The 23,963-nt window shown below is 64.2% G+C and carries 13 protein-coding genes; 6 read left to right on the top strand and 7 right to left on the bottom strand.

Features of this window, described 5'->3' with window-relative positions:
* Positions 1–39: 39 nt before the first annotated feature.
* A complete protein-coding gene (locus AC1PPK_RS04690; RefSeq protein ID WP_481114283.1) occupies positions 40–1,023 on the top strand; it encodes an IS5 family transposase in 984 nt (327 codons plus the stop codon).
* A 114-nt stretch (positions 1,024–1,137) separates the two neighbouring features.
* Here AC1PPK_RS04690 and AC1PPK_RS04685 read toward each other — a convergent pair whose 3' ends face one another.
* The gene (locus AC1PPK_RS04685; RefSeq protein ID WP_481116683.1) at positions 1,138–2,160 is read right to left on the bottom strand and encodes a mucoidy inhibitor MuiA family protein; all 1,023 of its coding nucleotides are present in this window, start codon (positions 2,158–2,160) and stop codon (positions 1,138–1,140) included.
* A gap of 22 nt (positions 2,161–2,182) precedes the next feature.
* On the opposite strand from AC1PPK_RS04685, the gene AC1PPK_RS04680 reads away from it, so the two are divergent.
* Entirely contained in the window at positions 2,183–2,455 is a 273-nt protein-coding gene (locus tag AC1PPK_RS04680; protein WP_481116682.1) for a hypothetical protein, read from the top strand.
* A 66-nt stretch (positions 2,456–2,521) separates the two neighbouring features.
* On the opposite strand, the gene AC1PPK_RS04675 is transcribed toward AC1PPK_RS04680, so the two are convergent.
* A protein-coding gene (locus AC1PPK_RS04675; RefSeq protein WP_481113585.1) for an IS3 family transposase occupies positions 2,522–4,077 on the bottom strand; the annotation gives its coding sequence in 2 pieces (ribosomal slippage) (positions 2,522–3,648 and positions 3,648–4,077; 1,557 coding nt in all).
* A 141-nt stretch (positions 4,078–4,218) separates the two neighbouring features.
* On the opposite strand from AC1PPK_RS04675, the gene AC1PPK_RS04670 reads away from it, so the two are divergent.
* Positions 4,219–4,848, top strand: a complete 630-nt coding sequence (locus AC1PPK_RS04670) for a DUF3885 domain-containing protein (RefSeq protein ID WP_481116681.1) — start codon at positions 4,219–4,221, stop codon at positions 4,846–4,848.
* 653 nt (positions 4,849–5,501) lie between these two features.
* Positions 5,502–6,677, top strand: a complete 1,176-nt coding sequence (locus AC1PPK_RS04665) for a GGDEF domain-containing protein (RefSeq protein WP_481116680.1) — start codon at positions 5,502–5,504, stop codon at positions 6,675–6,677.
* Positions 6,678–7,324: 647 nt separating this feature from the next.
* Here AC1PPK_RS04665 and AC1PPK_RS04660 read toward each other — a convergent pair.
* From AC1PPK_RS04660 to AC1PPK_RS04650, 3 genes are all read right to left on the bottom strand, one after another.
* Complete coding sequence (locus tag AC1PPK_RS04660) at positions 7,325–14,752, bottom strand: Ig-like domain-containing protein (protein WP_481116679.1); 7,428 nt, start codon at positions 14,750–14,752, stop codon at positions 7,325–7,327.
* A 208-nt stretch (positions 14,753–14,960) separates the two neighbouring features.
* A complete protein-coding gene (locus AC1PPK_RS04655) occupies positions 14,961–16,580 on the bottom strand; it encodes a response regulator (protein WP_481116678.1) in 1,620 nt (539 codons plus the stop codon).
* Between the two features lie 12 nt (positions 16,581–16,592).
* Entirely contained in the window at positions 16,593–17,204 is a 612-nt protein-coding gene (locus tag AC1PPK_RS04650; RefSeq protein ID WP_481116677.1) for a sensor histidine kinase, read from the bottom strand.
* Between the two features lie 488 nt (positions 17,205–17,692).
* Between AC1PPK_RS04650 and AC1PPK_RS04645 the strand changes: the two genes are divergently transcribed.
* Entirely contained in the window at positions 17,693–18,709 is a 1,017-nt protein-coding gene (locus AC1PPK_RS04645) for a zinc-dependent alcohol dehydrogenase family protein (RefSeq protein WP_481116676.1), read from the top strand.
* A 9-nt stretch (positions 18,710–18,718) separates the two neighbouring features.
* Here the strand turns inward: AC1PPK_RS04645 and AC1PPK_RS04640 are convergent, their stop codons facing one another.
* On the bottom strand, positions 18,719–19,369 hold the full coding sequence (locus AC1PPK_RS04640; RefSeq protein WP_481116675.1) for a pyridoxamine 5'-phosphate oxidase family protein: 651 nt from the start codon (positions 19,367–19,369) through the stop codon (positions 18,719–18,721).
* Between the two features lie 86 nt (positions 19,370–19,455).
* On the opposite strand from AC1PPK_RS04640, the gene pdxR reads away from it, so the two are divergent.
* Positions 19,456–20,907, top strand: a complete 1,452-nt coding sequence (pdxR, locus tag AC1PPK_RS04635) for a MocR-like pyridoxine biosynthesis transcription factor PdxR (RefSeq protein ID WP_481116674.1) — start codon at positions 19,456–19,458, stop codon at positions 20,905–20,907.
* A 21-nt stretch (positions 20,908–20,928) separates the two neighbouring features.
* Here pdxR and AC1PPK_RS04630 read toward each other — a convergent pair whose 3' ends face one another.
* Entirely contained in the window at positions 20,929–23,949 is a 3,021-nt protein-coding gene (locus tag AC1PPK_RS04630; protein ID WP_481116673.1) for a bifunctional diguanylate cyclase/phosphodiesterase, read from the bottom strand.
* Positions 23,950–23,963: the final 14 nt, after the last annotated feature.

The raw sequence follows: 23,963 nt of genomic DNA, 5'->3' as shown, positions 1-23,963 counted from the left end.
ATAATCCCGCAGTGCCTTCCCTTTACGAGACCTTGATCGATGCAATCGAGCTTTTCTGACCTGGAGTACGCCGCGAAGAAGAAGCTGACGCGGCGCGATCGCTTTCTTGCCGGGATCAACACGGTGACGCCTTGGGCGGCGCTGGAGGCCGAGATCGAGCCGTTCTATCCGAAGGGTGAAGGCCGTGGGCGCCCTCCGATTGGCCAGGCGCGGATGCTGCGCATGTATGTGGCCCAGCAGTGCTTCGGGCTCTCCGACGAGGGGATGGAGGATGCGCTCTACGACAGCCAGGCGATCCGGGGCTTCGTGGGGATTGATCTGTCGCGGGAGTCGGCGCCGGACGCAACGACGCTGCTGAAGTTCAGACGGCTGCTCGAAACCCACGGGCTCACGCGCAAGATCTTCGAGGCCATCAATGCCCATCTGGCCGAACAAGGCCTGATCCTGCGTGAAGGAACGATTGTCGATGCCACGCTGATCGCGGCCCCGCCATCGACGAAGAACAAAGCGAAGGCGCGCGACCCGGAGATGCACCAGACAAAGAAGGGGAACAACTGGCACTTCGGCATGAAGGCTCACATCGGCGTCGATGCACAGTCGGGACTGGTGCATACGCTGGTCACGACAGCCGCCAACACCAGCGACATCAGCCAGGCCCATGCCCTGCTGCACGGCAAGGAGCACACCGTGTTCGGTGATGCGGGTTACCAAGGCGTCGAGAAACGCCCCGAGAACCAGGGCAAGACCGTTGAATGGCTGGTGGCGATGAAGCGCAGCGTGCGCAAGGCCCTGCCCGCCGATGCGTTGGGTCGGTTGCAGGAGCGCTTCGAGAAGCTCAAGGCGAGCATCCGGGCGAAGGTGGAGCATCCCTTCCACGTGATCAAGAACCTCTTCCGGCATCGCAAGACCCGCTACCGCGGGCTGGCGAAGAACGAGGCGCAACTCTTCTCGCTGTTTGGCTTCGCCAATCTGCTGCTCGCCCAAAGGCGCATGCCGGCGATGCATGCCCGAGGTGCGTCCTGAGCGGTGAAATCGGAGGCATGCTCCTCGAAAATCGGTCTTTTGATGCCTGGCGGTCAGCATGTTTGAATGGACTTGGCCGGAAACTCGCTCGGGAGAGGCTGGGCGGGGATTTGTTCAGCGTCTCCCTAGAGTCACCAGCGCCGGCACTTCAAATTCGGTCGCAAAGGTGCTGTTGGTCTCGAAGGTCGGCGGGCGATAGCCTTCTTCCTGATCCTCCTCTTTTTGTTTTGCCGCCATCGGTGCAGCGGCCGCAACGGCGGCGGGAGCAACCCGATATTCTGAAAGCTTCTGCGGTAACGAATAGGACAGCAGCCAAGGCTGGGGTGTGATGCCTTGTGGCGAGAGTCCGGGCTGGGCCGTCGATAGAGAGAGTTTGACGTTGCGCCAGTCCTCACCTGTCTTTTGAGAAATGGTTGCCAAGCGTTCCAGTTCAACCTTGGATGATGCGGAATCCAGCCCTGCACGATATGCGGGCTTCCATCCAGCGTTATTGACCTGATAGGAGATTTTCAGGGTGCCTGGTCGATCCGCCACCAGGTTGACCGTGACCATCCGCGTGTCCTTGGCGCCTGTACGAAGCCGCGCCAAGTCTCGTTGCAGTGCATCGATCCTTTTGGTGAGTTCGCGCTTTTGCACTGCGATGCGCTGCATCTTAGCAAATGCCTCCTGAGCGCCCCGTCCCAAGGTATCGATGATGGCGCCCAGCGTCTTGCCGTCGATGGATGCGGTCGGGTGATCGCTCGCCGTTCCGTTGCTGCCGAATCGCTCCAGGTAACCCGTCACGATTCCCGCCGATTTGGCCTCGGCATCGAGAGTAGCCACCTGATCCTGGAGCATCTGTATCTTGCCTTCCAGGTCCGCCTCGGCCGGATTGGCCGCTTGGAGCGTCGCGATCTCCTGCACGACGATTTCACCGATCTGAATACCAGATCCGGCTTCCACTCTCAGCGTCTGACGGTCAAGTTGTGCGGAGAGGCCGGCGACTACAAGCTGCGTCGTGCCCGGTGCGACCTGCGCTGTGCGCACTACCGTTGCGCTGCCAGGGTAAAGGGCTACAGCCGTGATCGGGGCTGCGAGTTCGGCCCCGAGGCAAGCCACCGGTGCAGCGAGCGCAGAGACAACGGCACCAGTCTTCATCCACGCCCACGTAAATTGTCCCATGGCAAAATCCCTCGAATTGTCTGAATGTTTATCGGACGATAGCTGCAGTGCATGCGCGCATCTTGCTTCAATTCAAATTGCATGGCAATTATGGGGCGATGGCCCGTCTAAAGGAACGGTCTCGAGAGTCGCCACCCTGATCTACAAGCGCACAAAGAACCTGCGGGCAGTTCAGTTGCTGCCTGGTCATGCCAAGTTAGAAAGCACAGTCAGGCATCTCGGCATCGAGGTGGACGACGCGCTGGAAATATCGGAACAGACTGAAATCTAGCCAGCACCTTGCGGCTGCTCACTACCCGCGCGACCGCGGCGCGCGTCAAGCTAGTTGTCGCCTGATTCATGCAGCTCTTTGCTGTTTATTCCCCATGGCAACAACTACGTCTCGCTCGGGATTGAGAGTCACCACGGTGATGGGTGACCAGTCCCGGGTGTTGCCCGTCCAGCGCGCAGGATGGCGCGCTCGGGCCTGGGCATAGAGTGCGTGACGCGCCGCCAGGATCGCGTGATCCTCGCCCGCATGGCGCTGGGCCGGGCTCACGTAGCGGATGCCGCTGTGGCGATGCTCGACGTTGTACCACTGCACGAAACCGCTGGCCCAGGATCGGGCGGCTTCCAGATCCTCGAATCCCCTTGCCGGAAACTCGGGTCGGTACTTGGCCGTGCGGAACAGCGCTTCGGCGTAAGCATTGTCATCGCTGACCCGGGGCCGCGAGTAGGAAGGCTTGATACCCAGCCAGTGGAGCATCGCCAGCACCGTGGTGGCCTTGAGCGTCGCGCCGTTGTCGCCGTGCAGGATGGGCTTGTCCGCCAGGGCGGCGATCCCTTCAGCCAGCGCCGTGCGACGCACCAAATGGGCGGCATGTTCGGCGGCGTCGGTGCCGTGCACTTCCCAGCCGACGATCTTGCGGCTGTAGAGATCCAGGATCAGATACAGATGGAACCAGCGCCCGGCTACCGTGGCCGGCAGATAGGTCATGTCCCAGCACCACACCTGGCGCGGTGCGGTGGCGATGTGGGTGCTCGGTGGGCGAGAGGCTGCGGGGGCTTTGGCACGCCCCCGATGCGTCGTCTGGCCCGCTTCGCGCAGGAGGCGGTGGAAGGTCGATTCGCTGGCCAGATAGACGCCTTCGTCGGCCAGCATCGGAACGATGCGCGCTGGCGGCAGGTCGGCAAAGCGGGCGTCGTTGGCTACCTGCAAGAGCGCATGCCGCTCCGCCTCGGTGAGGGCGTGGGCAGGCCGGGGGCGCAGCGTTGCCGGTCTGAGGTCCCCGCGCACGAGGCCGTCCTCACGTTTCCAGCGCTGCAGCGTACGCAGCGTGATGCCCGCCACCTTGCAGGCCGCGTCAAGACGCGCCCCGGCGTGCTGGGCGGCTTCAATGTTCCGGACCTTCATCCGGCGATCTTCCAGGCCGATCATGCGTCCTCGTCCCTGTCCTTCGGAAAGATCGCCTCGAGCTTTTTTGAAAGCACCAGCAGCGCTGCCGCCTCCGCCAGGGCCTTCTCCTTGCGGCGCAATTCCCGCTCGAGCTCCTTGATGCGACGCCGATCCTGCTTGGTCTGCAAGGGACTGGCACGGGCCTCCTCGGGTGTTGCCAAGGCTTGCGTGGCTGCCTGACGCCATTGGGCCAGATCCTGCGGATAAACCCCGTGCTCCCGGCACCAGGCATTCCGGGCCGTCTCATCGAGGGCCGCGGTGGTGAGCACCGCCTCGAACCGGGCCGCCGCTGTCCAGGCCCGCTCGCGAGCGGGCCTGGACAGCGCATCACTGCGCCAACGCTCCAGCGTCGCTACGCCCACGCCGATCTCACGCGCAACGGCCTCCACCGTCGCGCTCTCCGGCGGCAACAATCTCGCCACCGCCCTATCCTTGAATTCCTGTCCGTATCGCGCCACGTCGTTCTCTCATCATCGCCCCCGAATTTAGGATTCTATCGAGGCGACAACTATTCTGACGCGGGGGGACCGGAAAGCAGTCGGTCGACAAATCAGCAATTACATGGGCATTTCTGCGCCTGCACAACCTTTTGGTCCTAAATGCACCTCAAAAATCAGATTGACCAAATATTCGGCCTTGATGCATGTGGAGACGCGCTGTTCTATCGCTTTCCTGGAGGCTTACGCTTTGAATTGTCCGAGGGCGGCACTCCACTGGAGCAGGTTCTGACAGCACTCCGGAAAGCAATGGCAATCTTCGAGTTCACTTTCTCGAAAAGCGGCGTGGCTTTAATTTGCTTGCGAAAGTTTATGGGTACGAACTCATATTCGCTTCGCTCGGCTATTCGGGAATTAGCGCTCGCCGGCATTTCGATTCCTGCGAATCGTGAGTATTGGTTGGACCCCGTCGCCCCCGAGGAAGACCGGGACGAGGATCCGGTCGCGTGGTTCGCATGCATTGCATTCGAATTACCAGTTACGCAGCTTCAGGCACTAATTTGGTGTGCTGCGGCAACCGACTTTCCTTCCTTGCGCCCAAATCCGCATTGTTCTGTGTATGTTATGGACATTGAGCAGCGAATATTGGCGCATCCATACGATGATAGAGGAATGGATATTGTTGGACCGAACGTCGAGCTTCTAACCGAACTCTATGTACAGTTCAACTCACTGCTCCTTAATTACGACCGCGTGACTATGGACATGAGCTTTAACGCGGCTAGCAACTAGTTCCGTGGAACACCTTGCGGGGCTGCTGGTTCGTAACCTTGAATGTCCGTTTCCCAGCGCAACGACAGGCAGTTATGGGTCGGAAGTTCGCGTTTGTCGGATGAGAAAGCTGCCCTTCAGAGCCTTCCTTGGCTGAATGGCAGGTTACCTGCACATTGCCACCCGAATCAGATCGCTGGCCCAAGGTCGGCTTTGGCCGGGGCAAAGCCCCGCGGATCAGCAGTTGGACCTCGGCCATTCCGACCATACGAGCTGCACCGAACGAACGGCCGGTCTCCAGCGCTCAGCAGACCTTGGGGGCATATTGGCTTTGAGAGTCAGCTTCCCAGTCTGACGCACTCACCCTTCCCCACTTTCCGGGAGTCACGGCTTCTTACTGCAGCCATTCCAAAGAAACTTGAGAAGACAAAGCTGCCATTCGTGGCCGTAAGCCAATTGCTGCGTCTGACCGCCCCATCTTTGACCGCAGTGGCCATTTTCGCTGACTTGGTGTGAGTCGATCCCAGAACAGGAGCTGTCTTTGCGCCGGTTCGGTTAGGACGACTAAAACACCCGGTTAGCTTCACGGAGCCCAGCTACCTAGTTGATTTGTGTTGGTACCGGACGAGAATAACCGATTAGACTCCTGACTGTTATCGCAAGAATCGATAAAAATGGACAAGGAACCAGCGGTCAGCCTCACCCAGGAAGATCAATTGGAGGTTGACACTATTTGCGTGACTGCTCTGTTTGAGCGTGCACGCAAGGCGACGATGTTGTCGCCGATAGGCACAGGATTCATGTTCTGGCTGGTACACGAGATCGTGGCGGCGAAGCTCGTGCTGGCCTGGATCATCATCAATACCTTGCCAGATACCATTACCTTCGTTCTGACTTCGCGTCTTATAAAGCGCCCACTCCCCAACCAGCAGATAACCTATTGGCACAACTTGCAGATCGCCCTTCGCTCCTTGCAGGGATTGTGCTGGGGATCCGCTGTGATCTTCTTCCATGTGGCGTGGCCTGTTTCCTTGGTTCACGACATGACCATCTTGTTGGTGTTGGTTGCCGTCTCCGCCGCAGGCATTGTCAATACGGCGCCTTCATTTCGAACCTCGTTCGGTTTTACCTTCTGCTTACTAATAGTCCCGATCTGCTATTACTTCTGGTTGGGCGACCCGATCTATATCAAGCTGGCTACTGGCTCCACCATACTGCTGCTGGTCACACTCCAATTTGGGTGGGATGCTTACCAACAGTTCGTCGATGGTGCGAAACAGTTAGTGTTGAATCGACGAATCGCCCTACAACTGGAAATGCGGAACAATGAGCTTGATGAACTGAATAGACAGCTCAGTGTGACTGCCACTCACGACAGTTTGACTGACCTGTACAACCGGCATTTCATCGTTGATCAATTGAAGCAGCAACTAAATCTTTTTAGGCGCCATGGAAATCCATGCAGCATCGTTTTGATTGATATCGATCGATTCAAACAGGTCAACGACCAGTTTGGGCATGCCTCGGGCGATGAGGTACTGGTTGCCTTCAGCCGGCAGACCGAGTCGCAAATACGATTAGGCGATACTTTCGGACGCTATGGAGGCGAAGAGTTCTTACTGGTATTGCCGATGACAGAATTACCCTCAGCACTGAGTCTCGCCGAGCGCATACGTGGCCATTTGGCGAGTACGCCTCTGCTAGAGCATCCTCGACCTTTGACGATTACTGCCTCATTCGGCGTTGCACAATTAAAGGCCAACGAATCGATCGATACCTGGCTTATCCGAGCCGATAAGGCACTTTATCGTGCCAAGGAAAATGGTAGAAACTGCGTAATGGCTGATTAATGTCGACCAGAAGCGGACGGTCGTCACGTATGCCGGCCAGCCATTCGATAGGCCGCTTCGGGTCGGGTCCGGTTGTTGGTCATACGGGTAAGCAGCTATTGATCAGCTTCAGCGCCTGAATGGCAGATCTTCGGCGAATTGCTGACTGAACTTTACTTCAAACTGAACGGCAGCAAAGGCCTAGCAACAACCTGACGTGACAGACCATTTATCAGCCCGTCCCAATAGACGCGGTCTTGCCACACTCAACTACGGAAGATCCCGAACAGCATAATCGAACCGGAAGCCCGGCCTCCCTTCCGCCAGCCAGTCGGCCCACTCTCCGCAGCCCTCCTGCGACACGCCTATCCGCGAATCTCTCGCGAGCCCCTCCGGGACAGACCACCCCTATCCCGCCGATACTCCCGCCCTATCCGGAGACTCCTCGCGAGGAGCTCAAAGCTCCTCGCGACCCCATGCTCCGGAGTAACGACCGCCTCGACGCCTGCAGGCCCTGTGCATGAAACATGGCGTATGGGAGCAAGACACCAAGAAAAAGCCGCGATGAACGCGGCTTTCGGGAAATGCTCGGGATTGGAAAGTTCTGCTGCCTTCCTTCCACATGAGGCGGTCGCGAGCCATGCTTCGCAGCCGCCTCATGCCTGTGCTTACACCAGGAAATCCCAGTTCTGCACGCCGACCTTGTGGACCTCCATTTCCTGCGCGGTGGCGAAGTTCTGGGCCACCTGCTCCAGCGTCGTGCCATGGGCCATCGCATCCACCCAATAGGCCAGGCCGCCGCTGTCGCCGCTCCGGTTGAAGACACCCTGGTACAGCAGTTCGACGTCATGCGCGGCGTCGCCGTTGAAGACCATCGGATGCTTGGCCTGCGCTTCCGCAGAGTTGATCAGATCCAGCACCATCCTGCCCAGGCTGACGCCGTTCTTTTCCTCCGTGCCCCAGTAATCCATGCCCAGGTAGTCTGCCTGACGGCCCAGAACACTCTGGTACAGGCCGTCGATGGTATCGAGCACCGAGCGGGTTTGCACCGCAACCGTGGCATCGCTGAATGTCAGGCTTTCCACGTTGATCACCAGCGTCTGCTGATCGGGCTGCGCGCCGGAGGTGACCATCACGTAACCATCGTGGTTCTCGATCGTGTAGTTGGCACGGGCACCGGAAAAGACGGCGGTATCGCTGCCCTGTCCGCCATGCAGCACGGTGGCGGTGACCTGTGTGGCCCCGATGGTCGCACTTTGCGGCGCCAGCGATGCGCCGAACTGCAGGACATCGTCACCGCCACCCGCGAACACCTGACTGCTGCTGTTCGCAATGGTGAAATGCTGGTTGGCTGCATCGCCGGTCAGGATCTGGCCACTGGTATTGCCGGTCACGCTGGCCGAGCCAATGATCGCCGCAAAGTCCACCTGCTGAAGGCTGATGCTGGAGCCGGACGGCAACTGGCTGGCGTCGATCACCAGGGCGGTGTGTTGCGAGTCGGAACTGGTGCCGGTCAGCGTCAGGGCCTGGGTGGGGGCCGTGCTACCGACGGTCGGCGCAACGGTCTGCACCAGCAGCGGTACCGTGGCAGGCAGCAGGTTCAGGAAGCTCTGGCCATTGCCGGTCAGGTGGGTCTGGTCACTCGGCGCATTGTTCGGCGTTGCCGCGATGATGGCTGCGATCAGATGTTCCAGCGAATTACCGGCGGGCTGGCTGTCGCCTCCAGTGGCGCTCAGGCCGAAACCCAGCGGCACATGGGCCGACAGGAGGGTGCTGGTGTCCTGGGTGACCAGCGGAATGTCGGCGAGGCCCACGCTGCCGGTGTCGTCCACGCGGTCGCTGGTGACGACCGGAATGCTGACCTGGGTGCCGGAGCCACCGCCAGGCAGTGTGGTCGGTGTCTGCTCGACCACCACGCCGTCGATGATGGTGCCAGGAGGCGCATCGATGGTCAGCGCCAGGCTGCTGCTGGCCACCGAGGTGTTGCCCGCCCCATCAGTCTGCTTGACGCTCAGGGTATGCACCCCTTCGCCCAGCGTGCTGCTGGTGATGCTCCAGTTGCCCGAACCGTCGGCGGCGGTGGTGCCCAACACGGTCGTGCCGTCGGTGTCGTACAGCTTGATGGTCGCGTTGGCCTCGCCCGTGCCGGTGAGGATCGGCGTAGTGAAGTAGGTCTTGTTGTCGCCCAGCGTGCCGGTGTCGCTGCTAGCCGACAGCACGGGCATGGCCGGCGCCGTCGGCGCGGTCGCGTCGATGGTCAGCGCCAGACCGCTGCTGGCCACCGAGACATTGCCCGCCGCATCGCTCTGCTTGACGGTGACAGTATGCAGGCCGTCACTCAGCATGCTGCTGGTGATGCTCCACTTGCCAGAACCGTCGGCGGTGGTGGTACCCAGCAGGGTGATGCCATCGGTGTCGTACAGCTTGATGGTCGCGTTGGCCTCGCCCGTGCCGGTGAAGACCGGCGTGGTGACCTTGGTCTTGTTGTCGCCCAGCGTGCCGCTGTCGCTCCCGGCCGACAGCACGGGCATGGCCGGCGCCGACGGTGCGGTCGAATCGATGGTCAGGGCCAGGCCGCTGCTGGCTACCGAGACGTTGCCCGCCGCATCGCTCTGCTTGACGGTAACGGTATGCGCGCCTTCACTCAGCGTGCTGCTGGTAATGCTCCACTTGCCCGAACCATCGGCGGCGGCGGTACCCAGCAGGGTGGTGCCAGCGGTGTCGTACAGCTTGATGGTCGCGTTGGCCTCGCCCGTGCCGGTGAAGACCGGCGTGGTGACCTTGGTCTTGTTGTCGCCCAGCGTGCCGCTGTCGCTGCCGGCCGACAGCACCGGCAGGCCCGGCGCCGACGGTGCGGTGGCGTCGATGGTCAAGGCCAGCGCTTTGCTGGCCGTCGAGGCCGTCCCCGCTGCATTGGTCTGCTTGACGGTCAGGCTATGCACACCATCGCTCAGCGTACTGCTGGTGACACTCCAGTTGCCCGAACCGTCCACGACAGCCGTGCCGAGCACGGAGGTCCCGTCTGTGTCATACAGGGCAACCGTGTCACCCACCGCGCCGGTGCCGGTGATCACCGGCGTGGTGACCTTGGTCGTGCCATCGCCCAGCGTGCCGCTGTCACTGCCAGCCGCCAGCACCGGCGCGCCCGGCGCCGACGGGACGCTGGTGTCGATGTCCAGCGTCAGAGGGCTGCTAGCGCTCGAGACATTACCCGCCGCGTCGGTCTGCTTGACGGTCAGGCTGTGCGATCCGTCACCCAGCGTGCTGCTGGTGATGCTCCACTTGCCGGAACCGTCGGCGGTCGTCGTACCCAGCACGGTCGTGCCGTCGGTGTCGTACAGCTTGATGGTCGCATTGGCCTCGGCCGTGCCGGTAATCACCGGCGTGGTGGCGTTGGTCCTGTTGTCGCCCAGCGTGCCGCTGTCGCTGCCGGCCGCCAGCACCGGCAGACCCGGCGCCGACGGTGCGGTCGAATCGATGGTCAAGGCCAGGCTGCTGCTGGCACTGGAGACGTTGCCTGTCGCGTCGGTCTGCTTGACGGTGAGGGTATGCACGCCATCGCTCAGCGTGCTGCTGGCAATGCTCCACTTGCCGGAACCGTCGGCGGTGGTGGTACCCAGCACGGTCGTACCGTCGGTGTCGTACAGCGTGACGGTCGCGTTGGCCTCACCCGTGCCGGTAAGCACCGGCGTGGCGACCTTGGTCACGTTGTCGCCCAGCGTGCCGCTGTCGCTGCCGGCCGACAGCACCGGCCGGCCCGGCGCCGTCGGTGCGGTCGCGTCGATGGTCAGCGCCAGACCGCTGCTGGCCACCGAGACATTGCCCGCCGCATCGCTCTGCTTGACGCTGAGGGTATGCACGCCATCGCTCAGCGTGCTGCTGGTGATGCTCCACTTGCCCGAACCGTCGGCGGTGGTGGTGCCGAGCAGGGTGGTGCCATCGGTGTCGTACAGCTTGATGGTTGCGTTGGCCTCGCCGGTACCGGTGATCACCGGTGTGGCGATCTTGGTCTTGCCATCGCCCAGCGTACCGCTGTCGCTGCCAGCCGACAGCACCGGCGTGCCCGGCGCCGACGGGGCGCTGGTGTCGATGTCCAGCGTCAGGGGGCTGCTGGCTACCGAGACGTTGCCCGCCGCGTCGGTCTGCTTGACGGTCAGGCTGTGTGATCCGTCGGCCAGCGTGCTGCTGGTGATGCTCCACCTCCCGGAACTGTCAGCCTTGGTCGCGCCCAGCAAGGTGGTGCCGTCGGTATCGTACAGCCTGACGATCGCGTTGGCCTCGGCCGTGCCGGTAAGCACCGGCGTGGTGGCATTGGTGAGGAAGTCGCCCAGCGTGCCGCTGTCGCTGCCGGCCGACAGCGCCGGCGTGCCCGGCGCCCACGGCGAGGTCGAGTCGATGGTCAGCACCAGGCCGCTGCTGGCCACCGAGACGTTGCCCGCCGCATCGGTCTGCTTGACGGTGACGGTGTGCACGCCGTCGCTCAGCGTGCTGCTGGTGATGCTCCAGTTGCCCGAGCCGTCGGCCGTGGTGGTACCCAGCAGGGTGGTGCCATCGGTGTCGTACAGCTTGATGATCGCGTTGGCCTCACCCGTGCCGGTAAGCACCGGCGTGGTGACCTTGGTCACGTTGTCGCCCAGCGTGCCGCTGTCGCTGCCGGCCGACAGCACCGGCCGGCCCGGCGCCGTCGGTGCGGTCGCGTCGATGGTCAGCGCCAGGGCCTTGCTGGCCGACGAGGCGGTCCCCGCCGCGTTGCTCTGCTTGACGGTGAAGGTATGCACGCCATCGCTCAGCGTGCTGCTGGTGATGCTCCAGTTGCCCGAGCCATCCACGACGGCCGTGCCCAGTACGGTGGTCCCGTCAGTGTCGTACAGGGAAACCGTGTCACCCACCGTGCCGGTGCCGGTGATCACCGGCGTGGTGACCTTGGTCAGGCTATCGCCCAGCGTGCCGCTGTCACTCTTGGCCGCCAGCGACGGCGTACCCGGCGTCGACGGGACGCTGGTGTCGATGTCCAGTGTCAGGGTGCTGCTGGCGCTCGAGACGTTGCCCGCCACGTCGGTCTGCTTGACGGTCAGGCTGTGCGATCCGTCGACCAGCGTGCTGCTGGTGATGCTCCACTTGCCGGAGCCGTCGGCCTTGGTCGTGCCCAGCAGGGTCGTGCCGTCGGTGTCGTACAGCTTGATGCTCGCATTGGCCTCGGCCGTGCCGGTGATCACCGGGGTGCTGACATTGGTCAGGAAGTCGCCCAGCGTGCCGCTGTCGCTGCCGGCCGACAGCACCGGCGTGGCCGGCGCCGACGGGCTGGTCGTGTCGATGCTCACCGCCAGGCTGCTGCTGGCGCTCGAGACGTTGCCCGCCGCATCGCTCTGCTTGACGGTAACGGTATGCGCGCCTTCACTCAGCGTGCTGCTGGTGATGCTCCATTTGCCGGAACCATCGGCCGTGCCCGTGCCCAGCACGGTCGTGCCATCGGTGTCGTACAGCGTGACGGTCGCGTTGGCTTCACCCGTGCCGGTGAAGACCGGCGTGGTGTTCTTGGTAATGGCGTCGCTGCTGGAAGCACCGGTATCGGTACCGGCCGTCATCGCCGGCGTGGATGGCGCCGTCGGCGCGGTCGCGTCGATGGTCAGCGCCAGGGCCTTGCTGGCCGACGAGGCGGTCCCCGCCGCGTTGCTCTGCTTGACGGTGAAGGTATGCACGCCATCGCTCAAGGTGCTGCTGGTGATGCTCCAGTTGCCCGAGCCGTCCACGACGGCCGTGCCCAGTACGGTGGTCCCGTCGGTGTCGTACAGGGAAACCGTGTCACCCACCGTGCCGGTGCCGGTGATCACCGGCGTGGTGACCTTGGTCACGCTGTCGCCCAGCGTGCCGCTGTCACTCTTGGCCGCCAGCGACGGCGTACCCGGCGTCGACGGGACGCTGGTATCGATGTCCAGTGTCAGGGTGCTGCTGGCGCTCGAGACGTTGCCCGCCACGTCGGTCTGCTTGACGGTCAGGCTGTGCGATCCGTCGACCAGCGTGCTGCTGGTGATGCTCCACTTGCCGGAGCCGTCGGCCTTGGTCGTACCTAGCAGGGTCGTGCCGTCGGTGTCGTACAGCTTGATGCTCGCATTGGCCTCGGCCGTGCCGGTGATCACCGGGGTGCTGACATTGGTCAGGAAGTCGCCCAGCGTGCCGCTGTCGCTGCCGGCCGACAGCGCCGGCGTAGCCGGCGCTGTCGGGCTGGTCGTGTCGATGCTCACCGCCAGGCTGCTGCTGGCGCTCGAGACATTGCCCGCCGCATCGCTCTGCTTGACGGTAACGGTATGCGCGCCTTCACTCAGCGTGCTGCTGGTAATGCTCCATTTGCCGGAACCATCGGCCGTGCCCGTGCCCAGCACGGTCGTGCCGTCGGTGTCGTACAGCGTGACGGTCGCGTTGGCTTCGCCCGTGCCGGTGAAGACCGGCGTGGTGTTCTTGGTAATGGCGTCGCTGCTGGAAGCACCGGTATCGGTACCGGCCGTCATCGCCGGCGTGGATGGCGCCGTCGGCGCGGAGTGATCGAGCGTGTAGGTCTCGCCGGTGGTATAGCCGCCCGAGATGTCCACCGAACTGCCGCTCTTGATGCCGGTAGCGCTGCTGTTCAGGTCCAGGCGCAGGGTGCCGTCGCCGCCCAGGCTATCGACAGTGACCGTGTAGGTGGAGCCACTTCCAGTAACGGAGGAAACGCTACCCGACGCGCTGCCACCGGCTGTCACGGTGAAATCGGAGGCATCGACGCCGGTCACGGACTGGTCGAAGGTGACCGTGTAATCGACCGACGTCGCAGTCGCCAACACCGTGGAGGACGCGCTGGCCGCGCGCACGATGGTGCTCACGCCGGGCGCATCGGTCACGGTGATCGTGAAGAAATTGTACGCACCGTTGCCGGCCGCATCGGTGCCGCTCAGGTAGATATGGTAGGTGCCGGCGCTAAGGCTCTGCGCAGCCTTCAGCGAAGTGCCCGAGATGGAGAATTTGCCGTTGTCAGCATCAATGACGCCGTTGCCGACAGCAAAGTCGTAGGTAACGGATGTCAGGTCGGTGGAGGACAGCGTCGCCACGGTGGAATCCTTGGTGGCATTGGCCAGTTGCACGCTCTTGGTGCTCAGCGCCATGCCGACCGGCCCGACCGTGTCATGGATGTAGGTGAAGGTGCTGGACGCCGCCGAGACGTTGCCGGCGACATCGGTCTGCTTGGCGGTCAGCGTGTGGGAGCCTTCGACCAGTGTACTGCTGGTAATGCTCCATTTGCCGGAGCCATCCGCGGTGGTCGTGCCCAGCAAGGTGGTGCCGTCGGTGTCGTACAGCGTGACGCTGGCATTGGCTTCGCCCTTGCCGGTGATGACTGGGGTGCCGACGTTGCTGATCCCGTCACCCAGCGTGCCGCTGTCGCTGCCGGCAGCCACCGCCAGGGAGGTGGGCGCGTTGACCACGGTGTCGATGTCCAATGTCAGCCCATTGCTGAGCGGGGATGTGTTGGCGCTGCCATCGGTCTGGGTGACTTTCAGCGTATGGCTACCATCGCTCAGTAAGCTGCTGGTGACGCTCCAGTTGCCCTTGCCGTCCGCCGTGGTCGTGCCCAGCAGGGTGCTGCCATCGGTGTCGTACAGCTTGACGGTGGCGTTGGCATCGGCCGTACCGTTTATCGTCGGCGTATTGTCGTTGGTGACGAAATCGCCGAGGGTGCCACTATCGGAAGCGCTGTCGAGCGTCGGCAGCGGTGGCGCGGACGGGCCCGGGCGGCCGATGGCGACGACGATGCTGTGGCTGAAGCTCGCCGCGTCAGTGCCGTCCAGCCCCTGGACGGCGTTGACATCGTTACCGACGGTGGGGTCGGTGTAGGTGAAGTCGATGATGTCGCCGGCCAGCAGCGTGGCAGAAGCGAAGGTCAGCTTGACGGTTTTGGCAGCGCTGTCGACGGCCACCGCCGAGAGGGTCGCGTCCGTACCATTTATCTGGGCTCCAAAGGAGTTGAGCGGCGGCGGATTGGCGGCATCCAGATCCACGTCGAAATAGATCGTAAAGAATTGCTCGCTGATGTAGCCGTTTGCACTGCTATAGCTGGGTTGTGACACGGGTCGCCTCCTTTGCGTGGATCATTTTTATTGGATTGGAATGCGGCAGGGTATTGCAAACAGTGTAGTACCGGAAATGCTATGCGCACCGGGCGAATCGCCTGCACCTGCGAGACTGGGGACGACCCGTACAGGCCGTAGTGCAGGGAACTCGGTACCGTACGCAACCAAGACTGACATGCTGGCATGCATCTTGGCAGACCGGCTTTCAGCGCAGGGTTTCCAGCTTGGCCAGCAATTCGCCGCAGCGCTTTTCGCCCGGCGAGATCTGACGGGCGGTGAGGATGGAGCGGCGAGCGTCGTTGTCCATGTCGTGCCGCCAGCCACTCTTCTGCATCAGCGCAATGACCACATAGGCGTGGTTGAGGAGCAGGCGCGGGTTGCGCGGCATCAGTGACTTGGCTTCGTTGAGGAATTCAAGGGCTTCGCTCAGCTTGCCCTGACTGGCCAGGCGCGCGCCCTGGTTCATGGATTCGGTCGCCTGCTGGCGGGTGGTCTTGATCAGTGCGCGGCCTTCGTCACCCATGCCGCCCTTTTCGAAGACGTCCAGGACGCGGGACGCCAGTTCCTCGTCCTCGTGGTTGTTGAGCACGACGAATTGCAGGAGCTTGCTGGCCGTTTCCTTGTTGCCCATGAGCATGAAGGTTTCCGCCAGATTCAGCGTGGCGGCGGGCGAAAGGTTCTGCGTGCCACTCTGGATGCGGGCGGCGACGTCACGGGCCGCCGCTTCCGCGAGTTGCGTGTTGCCCGAGGCATGATGCACGCGGACTTCGGCCGCCTTGCCCTGCAGCCTGGCTTCGTCGTTGTCGATGTCGATGCTCAGCTGGGACAGCAGCTTGAGGGCTTCGCCCGGCTTGTTCTGCGCGGTATAGACCCGGGCCAGACCGAGGTAGGGCTCGGGCGTCTTGTAGGTGGTCTTGGCGGCGAGCTTGAGAGCTTTCTGGTAGGCCGACACGGCGATATCGAGGTCATCGCAGTGCAGGGCGCTTTCCCCCAGGGCCGACTGGCGTTGGGACGAATTGGGCGACACCATCACCGCGTGGTGCAACACCCGCTGGGCATCGCTCCAGGCGCCCTGGCGCTGGTAGGTGTGCGCCAGCACGTCGTAGGCTTCCAGATAATTCGGGTAGTCGCCGACGAGTTGCTCCAGGGTTTCGCGGGCGCGGGAAAAGTGGCCGCGGTGGATATGCAGCTTTGCCATGCCGACCCGCGCCCAGGGCACATCCCGCCGCGCCAGGACGGCATCGAACAGGCTGCCGGCCTTTTCGGGCTGGCCGAGGTTCAGATAGAGGTCGGCCTGGATGCGCAAGATCTCCATGGAGCTGGTCGGGTCCTGTTCCAGGCGCGCTTTGCACAGGTCGATGGCCTTCTGGTATTCCTTGGCGCGCATCGCGGCGGCAATGCCGGCCAGGGCCGCCTTGCGCCCGATCAGCTTGGCCAGCCGGCTCTGCAGCGTGGCTTCGCTCACCGGCTTGAGCAGGTAGTCGTCGGGCTGGTGCTCGACGGCGCCCATGACCATGTCCGCGGTCTTTTCGGCGGTCACCATGATCCAGATCGTGGAGGCGCTCACCAGCCCGTCATGCCGGGCCTCTTCCAGGATCTGCTGGCCGTTCTTGCCCGCACCGAGGTGATAGTCACACAGGATCACGTCACACTTGCCGCGCCGCAAAACGTTCAAGGCCTCGATGCCATTGGCCGCAACTTCGATGTGGCGGGCCCCGCAGCGCCGCAGCAGCTCGCGCAGAATCCCGCGCATGGCCTCGAAATCTTCGACGAGAAGGAAGGAGCGGTCTGCGAAATTGGCCCTGCTCGGATCTACGACTACCATTGCGATGTGTCTCTAGGGCAGGCTCAGGATGAAGATGGCGCCGCCCAAGGCACCGCCGTTCTCCAGGCGGGTACTGCCGCGCAAGGCGCGGTTGCCATGCATTTGCGCAACCTTGGCGGCGAAATAGAGACCAAGCCCGGTGCTGCCGGTCATCGAATTGACGCCGTACGCGGCTTCCTCGCTCGATTCCAGCATGAACGCCGGAAAACCTTCGCCGTCATCGTGAACACGGATCTCCAGGCGTGCGTCCACAACCTGGATCGAGAGCAGAACGCGGCTGCGGGTGTACTTGACCGCATTGTGCAGCGACTGGGTGATGAGGCTGACGATCAGCTCATAATCGAAGTACCAGCTACGTTCGGTCTGTTCCGAGATGACCTCGAGGACGATGCCCTTGGCGGTGGCGAAGGGGAGAACGCGGGCGACGACTTCCCTTTCGAAGGAGTCCAGTTCCACCTCCACCGGATCGAAGGGGTACATGTTGTGATTGATCTTGTAGAGGGCCAGCAGCTGGATCAGGTGATGGTTGATGCGCTGCGCCTCGTAGAGGGCCTGACAGGTCATGGCCCGGGAGGATGCCTCGACCGGTAAGTCGGCCAGTGCGCACTCGAGATAAGCGGTCATGACACAAACCGAGTTCTTCATGTCGTGTGCCGACGCAACCAGGAAAGTGCTCATGTCCATGGCGGACAAAAGACTACCGTCAGCGATAGGCATCGTGCGCTGAGGGGGTCGTTCCACCATGCTTCAAAGCTCCATTCGATGACCACGAGTCAGGGGCGAATATTACGCTGCGACGCAATACCTCAGGCCCTTCTATATCTGTGTCCGCAGGGAAAGCCTCACGCTCGATGTGAGCTAAATCGGCCCCGCGGGCCCTGTGGGGCGTTTTTTCGCCCTCCGAGCGAACCTGAACGACTGGAAACCCTACCACGGCGGGGCTTGCGGTGGAGCAACGCCAGTTGACCCGGGCTTTTATGACTAATAGGTCAGATAAGGACTCCACGCAATGAAATCCTGGGGGGTTGGCAATCGGACATCTTCCGCTTGGCATTCATGCCAGAATGCCTGCGCAAGCCCCCATACCAACCAACTACAGAGACAAACCATCCATGAAACGCTACGAAGTCTTCCCCAATCACCCGGTTTCGCCACTGCAGATCGCCGAGTTCGAGCCCGCCCCGCTGGGCGACACGGAGGTCGCGGTGGCCATCAAGGCCGTGTCACTGAACTTCCGCGACATCCTGGTCACCCGCAGCACCTATTTCGCCAACATCGTCGACGGCCTGGTGCCGTGCTCCGACGGGGCCGGCGAGGTGGTGGCGGTCGGCAAGGACGTGACGGGGCTGGCGGTCGGCGACCGGGTCGCGACGCTGTTCTTCCCCCACTGGTACAGCGGCAAGGCCGACGCACGGGCGCTGTCGGATGCGCGCGGTGCGGAATCCACCGGGGCTTTCACCGAGCGTTTCATCACCGACGAGAGCGGCCTGATCAAGCTGCCCGACAGCCTGAGCTACGCGGAAGCCGCCACCCTGCCCTGCGCGGCGGTCACGGCGTGGAATTCCCTCTTCGAGGCGGGCGACCTGAAGCCGGGCCAGACAGTGCTGCTGCTGGGCACCGGCGGCGTGTCGATCTTCGCGCTGCAGTTCGCCAAGGCAGCCGGTGCGAAGGTGATCATCACCTCCAGCGACGACGCCAAGCTGGAGCGCGCCAAGGCCCTCGGCGCCGACCACGGCATCAACTACAAGACCCACCCGGAGTGGCACGAGGAAGTGCTGCGCCTGACCGGCGGCCAGGGCGTGGACGTGGTGCTGGAAGTGGGTGGACCGGGCACGCTGGAGCGCTCGCTGCTGAGCGTCGGCGTCGGCGGCCGGATCGCCTACATCGGCGTGCTGACCGGCCTGGCCGGCGCCGCCAGCCCGGTGATGCTGATCCCGAAGGCTTCGAGCATCCAGGGCATCTTCGTGGGCAGCCGGGCGATGTTCGCAGACATGCTGGCCGCCATCGCCGCCCACGGCATCAAGCCGGTGATCGACCGGGAGTTCCCCTTCGAGGAAGCCCCTGCCGCCCTCAAACACATGGAGAACGGTGGGCACTTCGGCAAGATCGTGATCCGCGTCGGCGACTGACGCACGCTCTCAGCCCGCCCCGTCGATGAAGGCGGGGCGGACCGGCAGGCTGTGCGCGTCGCAACCTGCTTCCGGCACCGGCGCTTCCGCCCGCAGCGCGAGCGGGATCACGCCGGCCCATACCGGGATCGCCATATCCTCCTCGGAATCCTCGACACCCCAGTTGCGGATCTTGGCGGCAGCTTCGGCCAGCGGCAGGCGCAGCAGGCGGGTGCCAGCCAGTTCGGCGTGGGACGGCAGGCGCACCTGCGCGGCCCGCCCCGGGCTGACGTGCTCGACGAAGGCCTTGAAGGCGGCTTCCTTGGCATCCACCTCATCCACCGGCTGGAAGCGGCCGTAGATCGCCACCGAGCGGTAGTTCATCGAATGGTGGAAGGCCGAACGGGCCAGCACCAGGCCGTCCAGGTGGGTGATGCAGACCGCGCATTCGCTCTCGAGCAGGGTGTTCACCAGGCGCGAGTTGTTGGCGCCGTGGACGTACAGGAAATCCCCGTCCCGCCAGCAAGCAGTGGGCAGGCAGTGCACGCTGCCGCCTTCCTTGAAGGCGATGTGGCAGACCAGGGCCTGGTCGACGATGGCGCGCACGGTGGCGAGATCGTAGTGGGCGCGCTGGGCTTTGCGGTGGATCTCGGTACGCGGGCTGGGGGCTGGGTGGGACATGCTGGGCTCCTTGAAATGTGCGGCCAGCATAGCCGCAGCGTGGCACCATCCATGGAACCACGCCCACCCGCCTTCATGGAGCCACGATGTCCCTCGACCTGGAACTGATCCTCGGTCCGCTGCGCGACGCGGCGGATGCCGGCGAGCCGCGCCAGTCGCGGCTGTATCGCCTGCTCAAGGCGTCCATCCTCGACGGCCGCCTGACACCGGGCACGCGCCTGCCCGCCAGCCGCCAGCTCGCCGCGGACTTCCGCATGGCCCGCAACGGCGTGCTGTTCGCCTACCAACAACTGCTCGCCGAGGGCTTCCTGGAGGCCGACCGCCAGGGCACGCGGGTAGCGGCGCTGCCGCTGGCGGCCGGACCGGCGCCGGCAACCCTTGTCGGGCAGGAGATCCTGTCCCGGCGCGGACGGCAGCTGCCGCGCATTGACCGGGGCGATGCGTCGCTACCCTTTGCGCCCGGCATCGCCGATCTCAACGCCTTTCCGTGGCAGCGCTGGGCGAAGCTGCTACAACAGGCTTGGGGTGAGGTCAGCGCCCGTCAGCTGGCCTACACCGAACCGGGCGGCGAGCCGGTCCTGCGCCGCGCGGTGGCAGCCTTCCTGTCGGCCAGGCGCGGCGTCGCATGCGCGCCGGAGCAGGTCTTCATAGTCGCCGGTGGGCAGGTGGCGCTGGATGCCTGCGCCCACCTGCTGGCCGACGAGGGCGACACGGTGTGGATGGAGGAGCCGGGCTATCCCCACGCCCGCAACGCAATGCTGGCGGCCGGCCTGCGCGTGCGGTCGGTGCCGGTGGACCGGGACGGCATGGCACCGGACGACGCCCTGTGGCAGGCCGACCCGCCGCGCCTCCTCTTCCTGACCCCGTCCCACCAGTATCCCCTGGGCAGCGTGTTGAGCCTGGAACGGCGGCTGGCGTTTCTGAACCGGCTGGCGCCCGGCAGCTGGCTGATCGAAGACGACTATGACAGCGACTTCAACCACGCCCAACCCGGTGCCCGCCCGCTACCGGCCATCCAGGGCCTGCGGCCGGACGCGCCGGTGATCTACGTGGGGACCTTCAGCAAGCTGCTCTACCCCGGCCTGCGCATCGGCTACATGGTCGTGCCGCGCTGGGCGGTGGCGGCCCTCGGCGAAGCCGTCGGCACGCTGTACCGCAGCGGGCGGTCCGTGGAGCAGCGGGCCCTCGCCCGCTTCCTCGACAGCGGCGAGCTGACGCGCCACCTGCGCCGCATGGCGCCGGTCTATCGCGCCCGCCAGCAGGCCCTGCGCGACACGCTGGGTGCCACGTTCGGCGCACCGGAGCACATCCTCGGCGGCCAGGCCGGGCTGCACCTGGTGCTGCGTCTGCCGAACGGGCCGGCCGACGTGGCGGTGGCCCGGGCCGCGCGAGAACTGGGCGTGATCGCCCGTCCCTTGAGCAGCTATTACGCCGATGGCGCGGCGGCCGGCAACGGGCTGGTCCTCGGCTACGGCGTGGCCGACGTGCAGCGCATCCCGGAACTGGTCGCGCGCCTGCACGCGGCAAGCCTCACCTAGCCGCCCGGCCGGCCCCCGGGCTCAGGCCCGCTGCCGGATGATGCTGGCGACGTTCCAGCCGCCCAGGAAGCGCTCGAATTCGTCGATGGGCAAGGGCCGGCTGAAGAGATAGCCCTGGTAGGCCGGGCACCCCTGACGGGCCAGGAACTGGTGTTGCTCATGGGTCTCCACCCCCTCGGCGATGACGTTCAGGCCCAGGTTGCGGGCCAGGGCGACGATGCTGCAGGCAATCACCGCGTCGTTGGCATTGGCCTGCACATCATGAACGAAGGCCTTGTCGATCTTCAGCTGGTCCAGCGGCAGGCGCCGGAGGTAGGCCAGCGAAGAATACCCGGTACCGAAATCGTCGAGGGAAAAACGGATGCCGCGGCTGCGCAGGGCTACCATCTTGGCGACGACCTCTTCCAGGTCGTCGAGCATCAGGCTCTCGGTCAGCTCCAGCTTGAGCCGGCGCGGATCGGCGCCGGTGCGGGTCAGCACATCCTCGACCTGGGCCACGAAATCCGGCTGGTGGAACTGCCGCACGCTGACATTCACGGCGATCTCGATCTGTTCCCGACCCGGCACGACAGCCCAGCACGCCAACTGGCGGCAGGCCGTCTCCAGGACCCACTGGCCGAGGGGCAGGATCAGGCCAGTTTCTTCGGCCAGCGGGATGAAGGTGCCGGGGGCCACCAGGCCGAGGCTGGGGTGCCGCCAGCGGACCAGAGCCTCGGCGCCGATGACCCTGCCCTGGTCATCCACCTGCGGCTGGTAGTACAGCAGAAACTGCCGTTCCTGCAGCCCGATGCGCAAATCCTTCTCGAGGGCAGCGCGCGAACTGACGGCCTCCTGCATCTCCGGGTCGAAGAAACGGATGGTGTCGCGGCCGGCGGCCTTGGCGCCGTACAGCGCCAGATCGGCCCGCTTCATCAGCTCCTCGCAGCTGCTGTCTGAATCGACGATCAGCGTGATGCCGATGCTCGGCGTGCAGCGGTAGTCATGGCCGGCCAGGTCATAGGGCTCGTCGAGATTCCGCTGGATCTTGTCGGCGACGACGCGCGCCTGGGTAGCCGCATCCTGGCGGCCCGGGCGGAGATCGTCCAGCAGCACCACGAACTCGTCGCCGCCCAGGCGGGCCACGGTGTCGCTTTCCCGGACGCAAGCGCTCAGGCGCTGGGCCACGTGCTGGAGCAACAAGTCGCCCATATCGTGGCCGAAGGAATCGTTGAGCGTCTTGAAGTTGTCCAGGTCGATGAACAACAGGGCTCCCTGCCGCTGGCTGCGGCCCAACGTGGCCAGCACGTGCTTGAGGCGGTCGAGCAGGAGGCGGCGGTTGGGCAGGCGGGTCAGCGGATCGTAGAAGGCGAGGTTCTGGATCTCGTATTCCGCTTCCTTGCGCAGGGTGATATCGGTGAGCGCCGACACGTAGTGGCTGATTCGGCCAGCCGTATCGCGGACGACAGTGATGGTCAGCCATTCCGGAAAGATCTCGCCGCTCTTGCGCCGGTTCCAGATCTCGCCCTGCCAGGCGCCGGTTGTTTCGAGGCTGGCGTACATGCCGGCGTAGAACTCGTTGTCGTGGCGGCCGGAACGGAGCAGGCGCGGCGTCTGCCCGATGGCTTCGTCCTCGCCATAGCCGGTGATCTCGGTGAAGGCGCGGTTGACCTTCAGGATGACGCAGTCGGCATCGGCGATGAACATGCCTTCCTGGGACTCGAAGGCGATGGCCGCAATGCGCAGGTCGATCTCGGCGCGCTTGCGTTCGGTGATGTCGGTCAGCGTCCCCACGTAATGGGTGGTCCGTCCGTCATCGCCGTACACCGCGGTGATGGTCAGGAAATGCGGATGGATCGAGCCATCCCGGTGCTTGTTGAGGATCTCTCCCGACCAGGCCCCGGTGCTCACCAGTGTCGTCCGCATGGCCTCGTAGAAATCGGCGTCGTGCATCCCCGAGCGCATGAAGTTCATGTACTGGCCGACGACTTCCTCCGCGCTGAAGCCGGTGATGGCGGTGAAGGCCTTGTTGACCTGCAGGACCTCGATATCTGCGTTGGTGACGACCATGCCCTCCTGGGACTCGAAGGCAATGGCAGCAATGCGCAACCGTGCCCGCTCGACCTCGCGCTCCCGGGCAAGGCGCTCGAAGCGCATGAAATAGAGGCCCGCCAGCGTCATGGCAGCCAGCAGTACCGCGGCAACGGTGGCGCCGGTACGCAGGGCCTCCTGGCGCCAGACCTCCAGGCCCCGTTCCTTGTCGAAACGGACGCTGAGCACGAAAGGATAGGCCCGCGAGGCGCGATAGGCGGTGAGCATGGCCCGGCCGTCGGCGCCTCGCTCCTCGAACTGGCCGACTTCCGTAGCGGCGAGGCGGCTCGCCAGATCGTCGCCGGGGCGCAGGCTGCCGGGCAGTGCGTTCTCGTCGGTGCTCAGTAGCAGGCGCCCATCGTAGCCGTGCAATTCGACCACGCCCTGCTCCGGGCTGATGTGGGCGCCGTAGAAATTCAGGAAGTAGTCCGTGTTCACCGACGCGACGACGGTTATCCAGCGGGTGTCGTCCAGGCGGACATCGCGAGCGACCGGGATGAAGCTGACCACCGGCCCGCCCGCCCCCACCGGGCCGGCATCGTAGAAGTCCCGTCCGCTGACGACCGGGCCGGCGCGCAGCACATCGAGCGGGAGGGCGCCCTCCGGCCGGAAATCGGAGCGCGGCAGGCGGATGCCCAGGTTACGCGGATCGGTACTGCGCGCGATCCGCTCCTGCGCATCCAGCACCGCGACGGAGCGCAGGTAGGGCGCATGGCGCAGCGCCTGGGGCAGGCTGGCCGGACTCGCCCCCTCGACGGCCAGGGACATGAGGCTGCCCTCGATGACGTTCAGGCTCTGGGTCAGGTGGTTCTCGAAGGCGCGGGCCGTCATCGCGGCCGCCTCCAGCTGGTGGTCGATGCGCTCGGCGCGCAGGCGCCACAGGCCGTAGGCGGTGGCGCTACAGGCGCTGAGGACCACCACCAGCACGATGAGGCAAAAGATGAAACGCCGGCTGAAGCCGGCCTGGGCTGACATGGAGAGCGGGGAAA

The sequence above is a fragment of the Zoogloea sp. JDB1 genome (assembly GCF_056724025.1).
The sequence above is the reverse complement of the archived record's forward strand: the minus strand, read 5'-3'. Positions and strand labels throughout refer to the sequence as shown.